Source organism: Streptomyces cahuitamycinicus (assembly GCF_002891435.1).
Taxonomy (GTDB): Bacteria; Actinomycetota; Actinomycetes; order Streptomycetales; family Streptomycetaceae; genus Streptomyces; species Streptomyces cahuitamycinicus.
The window spans coordinates 1-4,298 of sequence record NZ_POUC01000555.1 but is presented as its reverse complement, the minus strand read 5'-3'; the positions used below and the strand labels follow the sequence as shown (position 1 = coordinate 4,298).

General features: G+C 73.2%; 4 protein-coding genes. 3 read left to right on the top strand and 1 reads right to left on the bottom strand.

Annotated features, from left to right (window positions below; translation table 11 throughout):
- From C1J00_RS39100 to C1J00_RS39090, 3 genes are all read left to right on the top strand, one after another.
- A partial coding sequence (locus tag C1J00_RS39100; RefSeq protein ID WP_102913626.1) for an aldehyde dehydrogenase family protein occupies window positions 1-942 on the top strand: 942 nt, incomplete at its 5' end.
- Window positions 939-1,724, top strand: coding sequence for a 3-oxoacyl-ACP reductase (locus tag C1J00_RS39095; RefSeq protein WP_102913625.1), 786 nt, complete (start codon window positions 939-941; stop codon window positions 1,722-1,724). The genes C1J00_RS39100 and C1J00_RS39095, both read left to right, overlap by 4 nt.
- A 48-nt stretch (window positions 1,725-1,772) precedes the next feature.
- Entirely contained in the window at window positions 1,773-2,672 is a 900-nt protein-coding gene (locus C1J00_RS39090) for a DUF2510 domain-containing protein (protein WP_102913624.1), read from the top strand.
- A gap of 115 nt (window positions 2,673-2,787) precedes the next feature.
- Here the strand turns inward: C1J00_RS39090 and C1J00_RS39085 are convergent, their stop codons facing one another.
- Window positions 2,788-3,990 carry an amino acid deaminase/aldolase gene (locus C1J00_RS39085; RefSeq protein WP_102913623.1) on the bottom strand — a complete coding sequence of 401 codons (1,203 nt, stop codon included), beginning with the start codon at window positions 3,988-3,990 and terminating at the stop codon, window positions 2,788-2,790.
- Window positions 3,991-4,298 lie beyond the last annotated feature (308 nt).

Here is a 4,298-nt window from a genome sequence, read left to right as displayed (position 1 = left end):
GCCCCCGCCCTCGCGGCCGGCAACGCCGTCATCCTCAAACCCGCCGAGACCACCCCGCTCACCGCCCTGCGCCTCGCCGAACTCGCCCTGGAGGCCGGGCTCCCGGAGCACCTATTCCAGGTCCTGCCGGGACGCGGGGACATCACCGGCGACGCCCTGGTCCGGCACCCCGGAGTCGCCAAGATCGTCTTCACCGGCTCCACCCGGACCGGGACGCGCGTCGCGGCCCTCGGCGCCGAGCAGGTCAAGCCCGTCACCCTCGAACTGGGCGGCAAGAGCCCCAACATCGTCTTCGCCGACGCCGACCTCAAGACCGCCGTCGACCCCTTCTCCTTCCTGGACAACTCCGGCCAGGACTGCTGCGCCCGCACCCGCGTCCTGGTCCAGGAGTCCGTCTACGACGAGGTCCGCGAGCTGCTCGCCGAGGCGCTGGAATCCGTGGTGGTGGGCGACCCGGCCGACGAGAAGACCCAGATGGGCCCGCTGATCTCCCGGCAGCAGCTGGACCGCGTCCGCGGCTTCGTGCCCGACGACGCCCCGGCCCTGCGCGGCAGCGCCCCCGAGGGCCCCGGCTTCTGGTTCCCGCCGACCGTCCTCACCGGGGAGAGCCCCGACTCGCCCGCCGCCTGCGAGGAGATCTTCGGCCCCGTCGCCGTCCTCCTGCCGTTCACCGACGAGCAGGACGCGATCCGCCTGGCCAACGACACCCCCTACGGCCTCTCCGGCTCCATCTGGACCCGGGACGTCGGCCGGGCCCTGCGCGTCTCCCAGGCCGTCCGCGCCGGGAACCTGTCCGTCAACTCCCACGCCAGCGTCCGCTACTGGACGCCGTTCGGCGGCTACAAGCAGTCCGGTGTCGGGCGCGAGCTCGGCCCCGACGCCCTGGCCGCCTTCACCGAAACCAAGAACGTCTTCATCAGCACGGAGGGCCCCGCACAGTGACTGCCCAGGAAAACATCTGCCGCCGCCTGGTCGGCCGCACCGCCGTCGTCACCGGAGCCGGCAGCGGCATCGGCCTCGCCGCCGCCCGCCGCCTCGCCTCCGAGGGTGCCCACGTCGTCTGCGGCGACGTCGACGACGCCCGCGGCAAGGCCGCCGCCGAGGAGACCGGCGGCACCTTCGTGAAGGTCGACGTGACCGACCCCGAGCAGGTCGAGGCACTCTTCAAGACCGCCTACGACGCCTACGGCAGCGTCGACATCGCCTTCAACAACGCCGGCATCTCCCCGCCCGACGACGACTCCATCCTGGAGACGGGCCTCGAGGCCTGGAAGCGCGTCCAGGAGGTCAACCTCACCTCCGTCTATCTGTGCTGCAAGGCCGCCATCCCCTACATGCGGCGCCAGGGCCGGGGCTCCATCATCAACACGGCGTCCTTCGTCGCCAGGATGGGCGCGGCCACGTCGCAGATCTCGTACACGGCCTCCAAGGGCGGCGTCCTCGCCATGTCCCGGGAACTGGGCGTGCAGTTCGCCCGCGAGGGCATCCGCGTGAACGCCCTGTGCCCCGGCCCGGTCAACACCCCGCTTCTCCAGGAACTGTTCGCCAAGGACCCCGAGCGGGCCGCGCGCCGCCTGGTGCACATCCCACTGGGCCGGTTCGCCGAGGCCGAGGAGATCGCCGCCGCCGTGGCCTTCCTGGCCAGCGACGACTCCTCCTTCGTCAACGCCACCGACTTCCTGGTCGACGGCGGGATCGCCGGGGCGTACGTCACACCCCTGTAGGCGAGTGCCCGCACGGTCCGGGTCGCGCCCTACAGTGCCGGGATGAGCATGACGCCGCCGCCCGGCTGGTATCCCGACCCGCACGCCCCGCACCTGCAGCGCTGGTGGGACGGCACGGCCTGGACCGCACACCACCGCGCGACCGAGGCCACCGCCGCCCCGCCACCGGGCGGCGGCACCGGCCGGACGAAGGCGGTCGCCCTGACCGCCGCCGGCGCCGTCCTGGTCGCGGCGATCGTCACCGGAGCCGTCGCCCTCGGCGGGGGCGACGGCGGCGGCACGGAGACCAGGACGGCCCCGACCTCCGCACCCGAGTCCACGCCCGGCCCGCCGGAGCCGACCCCCGAGGCGTCCACGTCACAACCGTCCGCGGACGACCCCGCGGTCGTCGAGGACCAGCTCAACGGCATCACGTTTCCGCTGCGCGACGGCTGGGTCCGCCCGCAGCACGTCGCCCAGGACGACGTCGTCATGACGACCGACGGCACCTACGACTGCCCCGCCGGCGTCGGCCTGTGCCGCCACGGCATGGTCTTCTCCCGCACGGTGACCGAGAACGACGAGAAGTCCCCCGAGGCCCTCGCCAAGGCGGACATCTCCGAGGCCGCCGACGAGGCCTACGACCGCGACCGGCTCGACCGCGAGCTCTACGGCGGCCTGGAGTCGCACCAGGTCGTCAAGTCCGGGCCGGTCGCGGTGGCGGGCCGCGCCGGGTACCTCGTGCGCTGGCGCGTCAAGACCGCCAAGGGCCCCGGCGGCTACGTGCAGTCGCTCGTCTTCCCCTCCAGCGTCGGCACCGAGTCACCCGTCCTCGTCCGGTACGTCTTCGACGCGGGCGAGGACGGACCGCCGCTCGCCGACATGGACCGCATCACCAAGGGCATCCGCCCGGTCGGCGACGCGGACACGGGCGGCGGCGTCGGCAGCAGCATCGGCCCGACGGACTGACGCCCCCACAGGCGCACAGGCCCTCTACGGGCCAGGCCCACGTGCCCTACAGGCCTGCAGGCCCTCTACGGGCCAGGCCCACAGGCTCCTACAGGCCCGCAGGCCCCCTACAGGCCTACAGGAACGTGTGGCCCTCGCCGCGGTAAGTCGGCACGGTCGCCGTCACGGCGTCGCCCTCGATCAGGTGCAGCCGGTCGAACCGCTCGCACAGCTCCCCGGCCTTCGCGTGCCGGAACCACACCTTGTCCCCGATCAGCAGGTCGTCGGCGGGCGAGCCCAGCAGCGGCGTCTGCACCTCACCGGCACCCTCCTGCGGGTCGTAGCGCAGCCCCTCGGGCAGATACGGCACGGGCGACCGGTCGGCCCCCGCCGCACCGGAGGCGGGATAGCCACCGCCGAGGACCGTCACGACCCCGACCCCCGGCCGCCGCACCACGGGCTGGGCGAACAGGGCCGACGGACGGCCGCTGAACGCCGTGTAGTTGTCGAACAGGCGTGGCACGTACAGCCCCGACCCGGCGGCGATCTCGGTGACCGCGTCCTCGGCCGCCGTGTGCTGCACCGAGCCGGTGCCGCCACCGTTCACGAACTCCAGATCCGGCACGACCGCCCGCACCGCGCGCACCACCTCCGCACGCCGCTCGGCGAGTTCACGCTTGGCGGCCGCCTGCATCAGCCGGATCGCACGGGACCGCAGAGGACGCCCTGCCACCGCGTCCCCGACACCGGCGACATGCCCCTCGTACGCCATGATCCCCACGACCTCGAAGCCGGGCCGCCGGGCCACCGCCCGCGCCACGTCGGCGACCTGGGCGGGGGAGTGCAGCGGCGAACGCAGGGCCCCGACCCGGACCCGTCCGCCGAGCAGCTTCAGGGACGTGTCCAACTCCAGGCACACCCGCACCACTTCACGCCCGCCGCCCCGGGAGGCGTCGATCAGGTCCAGTTGGGCGACGTCGTCGACCATCACGGTCACGGCGGCGGCGAGCTTGGGATCACCGGCCAGTTCCGCGTACGCCGCGCGGTCGGCGGACGGATAGGCGAGCAGCACGTCCTCGAACCCCGAACGGGCCAGCCATAGCGACTCGGCCAGGGTGAACGACATGATCCCCGCGAAGCCGTCCCGGGCCAGGACGCGCTCCAGCAGCGCCCGGCAGCGCACGGACTTGCTGGCGACCCGGATCGGCTTGCCCCCGGCACGTCGGACCAGATCGGCGGCGTTGGCGTCGAAAGCCTCCAGGTCCACGATCGCGAGGGGAGCGTCGAGATGGGCGGTGGCCCGGTCGTATCGGGCCCGGTCGGCGGCGCGCGCAGTCATGAACGCAGCCTGCCAGACGGGATTACCGCGGGGTAGGGGGACGTTCCGGGCAGATGCCCCGGCGTTGCCGACTGGTTCCCGTTCGCCCAGGAACAAGCCGTAGAGTGACGCGAACGTACGACGGACGCCGCCGGCCGGGGATCTCCGCCGGGATGACGCTCCGTTCGTACGGGTATGTGTGCCCGGGACGATTCCGTGCCGGGCCTCGGGCAGGACGCCAAACGGCCCGCGCGAGACGAGCGGCCCGGGCATGAGGAAACGGGGGGTGCATGAGCACGGAAGCGCCACGCGCCTCCTTCCCCCCACCC

Bases quoted from the DNA above. Each gene is read 5' to 3' on its own strand.
- C1J00_RS39085 (WP_102913623.1), bottom strand. From the start codon at position 3,990: ATGACTGCGCGCGCCGCCGACCGGGCCCGATACGACCGGGCCACCGCC.
- C1J00_RS39090 (WP_102913624.1), top strand. From the start codon at position 1,773: ATGACGCCGCCGCCCGGCTGGTATCCCGACCCGCACGCCCCGCACCTG.